Here is a 3,540-nt window from a genome sequence, read left to right on the forward strand (position 1 = left end):
GGCGGCGGGTGAGCGGTGACACGCCGGGCTCGGGGGGCGGGTGGAATGAGCAGTGCCCGGTTGCCGTTACAGTGGTTGGCGTCGGTGTGGCTTGTGTCCCCCGGGCTCTACCCATCGCCTTCGAGGAATACCGCCGGTCCCTTCGCGGGCCGGGCCGGAGCTTCGTTGTGCCTTTCGCCGCGAGGCGACCACCACACCGGCCTCGACGCCGTGGCCCCGGCGGGATTTCGGTCCCACCGGGGCCACGGCGCTTTTTCGTCGCCGCTTCGTGGTCGCCGCGGTCGCCCGTCGCCGCGCTCCCTGTCGCCGGGGCCGCGCCGTCAGGTGATGGCGGTCGCGATGCCGATCGCGATCGCGGCGACGACCGCCAGGACGGCGACGGACGCGGCCGCGATGACCCGGACGCGGCGGCCGCGGCCGGGCCCGCGGTCGCCGAGCCGTGCGAGCCGATGGGCCAGCCGCGGGTCGTCCTCGCTCAGGCGGACCTCGATCTGGGTGAGGATCCGCTGCTCCTCCATCGACAGCGCCATGCTCATACCTCCGGGGGGCGGCCGGTCAAGTGACTGGTTCTTCCCCACAGATCATGATCATTATCCTTCCGGGGCGGCGGCCGTTGCGCCGCGCGCGGGCGGGCTCTCGCGGTGGTACCGGTCGACGGCGGTGACGTAGTAGGTGTAGGTCCGGCCGGGTTCGGCGGTGGGGTCGATGATGCCGCCGCCGCGGACGTCGGCGATGAGCCGGTCGGGGTCGACGGCGGCGCACTCGTCGCCTTCGCCGTCCACCCGGTACACCGCGTGGGAGGCGGCGTCGGGCGAGGGCTTCCAGCGGACCTCGACGCCGTCGGCGTGGGCGCGCGCGGTGACGCCGTGCGCGGGCGCGGGCGCGCCGTCGCCTTCCCCGTCGTCGCCGGTGCCGTTGGGGGCGATGACGGGCGGGATGGCGGGGCGGGCGTAGTGCTCGTCGCGCAGGCGGGTGGCGAACCCGTCGGTGTTGTCCATCAGGTTGGAGGCGCTGAAGTAGACGTCGCCGTCGACTTCGGGGTGCTCGGCGTTGAGGGACAGGTGCCGGGTGAGCTCGGCGGGGTCGTTCCAGGCGCCGCCCTGCCCGACGCGGTAGGCGCCCTGCCCGATGTAGAGGCGGACGTCGGTGCCCTTGACCTGCTCGGACCACCAGCCGACGAGTTCGGCGTAGTCGGCGGCGGGGTCCCCGATCGGCCAGTACAGCTGGGGCGTGACGTAGTCGACCCAGCCTTCCTTGATCCAGGTGCGGGTGTCGGCGTAGACGTCGTCGTGGCTCTGCAGGGCGCGGGTGTCGGACCCGGCGGGGTCGGTGGTGGCGTTGCGCCACACGCCGAACGGGCTGATGCCGAACCGGACGTGCGGCTTGGCGGCGTGGATCTTCTCCGAGACGGTCCGCACGAGGGTGTTGACGTTGGCGCGGCGCCAGTCGCCGAGGTCCTGGCCCTTGCCGTGGGCGCGGTGGGTGGCCTGGTCGGGGAACGCGCCGTCCTCGGGGTAGGGGTAGAAGTAGTCGTCGAAGTGGACGGCGTCGATGTCGTACTTGTTCACCACGTCCAGGACCGAGGCGGTGACCAGTTCGCGGACCTCGGGGACGCCCGGGTCGTACCACAGGCCGTCGCCGTACTCGCGGACCCATGCGGGGTTGCGGCGGGCGGGGCTGTCGGGCGCGAGCTTTTTCAGGTCGGTCTGGCGGCTGACGCGGTAGGGGTTGAACCAGGCGTGGAACTCCAGGTTGCGGGCGTGCGCCTCCTTCAGCAGGAAGTCCAGGACGTCGTAGCCGGGGTCCTTGCCGGGCTCACCGGTGATCCACTGCGACCAGGGCTCGTGCGGGGAGTCGTAGAACGCGTCGGAGTTGGGGCGGATCTGGACGAACACGGCGTTCATGTTCATCGCGGCGGCGCGGTCGAGCAGGCGGGTGTACTGCTTCTTCTGCTCGGCGGCGGACGCGCCGGGGTCCTTGGGCCAGTCGATGTTGCCGACGGTGGCGATCCATATGCCGCGCAGCTCGCGGCCCTTCGCGCCGTCGGGGGCGGGCACGCCGGAGCATTCGGCGGGGGCCCCCGCGGCGGGCGCGCGGGAGCCGGCGCGCTCGTCGCCGCCGAGCGCGGTCAGGGCGCAGCCGGCGAGCGCGCCCGCCGACACCAGCGACGCGGCGGCGGCCATCCGGGTTCTGTTCAGCCATGACATAGCGGTTCATTGTTACCCACTTGTTGCGGTGCTGCGTCCATAACGGCGGGACAACCTGCGGCGATGTTGCGTTCTTCGAACACGTGTTCCATTCTGGTGGGGGTGCCGGCGCGATGACCGGCGGCGACGGCACCCCATCGGTCGAACGCACCGCACGACCGCGCACGGGAGCCCGCCCCGCGGGGGCGCGGGCTCCCGGCACGACACGAAGGGACAAGGGGGCCGCAATGCGCTGGGACCACCTGCGGCTCGACGACGGCGGCACCGGACGACCGGACGCACCGCTGATCGAACGCCGCGCCGTCGCCCGCACGTTCGACACGCCCGGTTTCCGCGGCATGACCTTCTACGAGGTGCGCGCCCGCACGATCATCAACCGGGTGCCGGACGCGGCGCGGGTGCCGTTCCGGTGGACGATCAACCCCTACCGGGGCTGCTCGCACGCCTGCACGTACTGCTTCGCGCGCCGCACCCACGAATACCTCGACCTGGACGCCGGCGCCGACTTCGACTCCCGGATCGTGGTGAAGGTCAACGCCGCCGAGCGGGTCCGGGCGGAGCTGGCCGCGCCGCGGTGGCGGGGCGAGCCGGTCGCGATGGGCACCAACGTCGACTGCTACCAGCGGGCCGAGGGCCGCTACCGGCTGATGCCGGGCATCATCACCGCCCTCGCCGACGCCGCGAACCCGTTCTCCATCCTGACCAAGGGCACGCTGATCCTGCGGGACCTGCCGCTGCTGGCCGACGCCGCCGCCCGCACCCGCGTCGACACGGCGGTGTCGGTCGGGTCGCCCGACCCCGAACTGGCGCGGCTGGCCGAGCCGGGCGCCCCCGCGCCGCGGCGGCGCCTGGAGGTGTGCGCCGCGCTGAACGAGGCGGGGGTGGGCTGCTCGGTGCTGATGGGCCCGATCATCCCCTACCTGTCGGACTCCCCCGCGCAACTGGACGCGGCGGTGCGGGAGATCGCGGCGGCGGGCGCGACGTCGGTCGCCCCGATCGTCCTGCACCTGCGCCCGGGCGCCCGCGAATGGTTCCTGGGCCGGCTGCGCGAGCACCACCCGGACCTGGTCGCCCCCTACGCGCGGCTCTACGGGAGCGGCGCGTACGCCCCCGCGCGGTACCGGCGCGAAATCGCCGCGCGCGTCCGGGAACTTGCCGAGCGCCACGGGGTCGGAGCGCGGCCGGGCGCCGCGCGCCCGCCCGCGGGCGGCGCGGCCGCGCCCGGCGGCCGGCCCGAGGAGCCGGGCGGGCCCCGGCAGCTCACGTTGATGTGACCCCCTCCGCCCGCCCGGCGGACGGCGGCGGGACGGGCGGAGGGCGCGGGGCGGTGGAT

3 protein-coding genes are annotated in these 3,540 nt (G+C 74.0%); 1 reads left to right on the forward strand and 2 read right to left on the reverse strand.

What is annotated here, in order from left to right; translation table 11 throughout:
• Positions 1–320: 320 nt before the first annotated feature.
• Together DMH08_RS38965 and DMH08_RS38970 are read right to left on the reverse strand one after the other, a co-directional pair.
• Positions 321–530, reverse strand: coding sequence for a DUF3040 domain-containing protein (locus DMH08_RS38965; RefSeq protein ID WP_026401842.1), 210 nt, complete (start codon positions 528–530; stop codon positions 321–323).
• Positions 531–590: 60 nt separating this feature from the next.
• The gene (locus tag DMH08_RS38970; protein WP_034517320.1) at positions 591–2,207 is read right to left on the reverse strand and encodes a glycoside hydrolase family 10 protein; all 1,617 of its coding nucleotides are present in this window, start codon (positions 2,205–2,207) and stop codon (positions 591–593) included.
• A gap of 227 nt (positions 2,208–2,434) precedes the next feature.
• On the opposite strand from DMH08_RS38970, the gene DMH08_RS38975 reads away from it, so the two are divergent.
• Entirely contained in the window at positions 2,435–3,481 is a 1,047-nt protein-coding gene (locus DMH08_RS38975) for an Rv2578c family radical SAM protein (RefSeq protein ID WP_125621271.1), read from the forward strand.
• The last annotated feature ends 59 nt before the right edge of the window (positions 3,482–3,540 follow it).

Source organism: Actinomadura sp. WAC 06369, assembly GCF_003947565.1.
GTDB lineage: Bacteria > Actinomycetota > Actinomycetes > Streptosporangiales > Streptosporangiaceae > Spirillospora > Spirillospora rifamycini.

Excerpts from the sequence above, each read along its gene's own strand:
- DMH08_RS38965 (WP_026401842.1), bottom strand. The coding sequence starts at position 530 with ATGGCGCTGTCGATGGAGGAGCAGCGGATCCTCACCCAGATCGAGGTC.
- DMH08_RS38970 (WP_034517320.1), bottom strand. The coding sequence starts at position 2,207 with ATGTCATGGCTGAACAGAACCCGGATGGCCGCCGCCGCGTCGCTGGTG.
- DMH08_RS38975 (WP_125621271.1), top strand. The coding sequence starts at position 2,435 with ATGCGCTGGGACCACCTGCGGCTCGACGACGGCGGCACCGGACGACCG.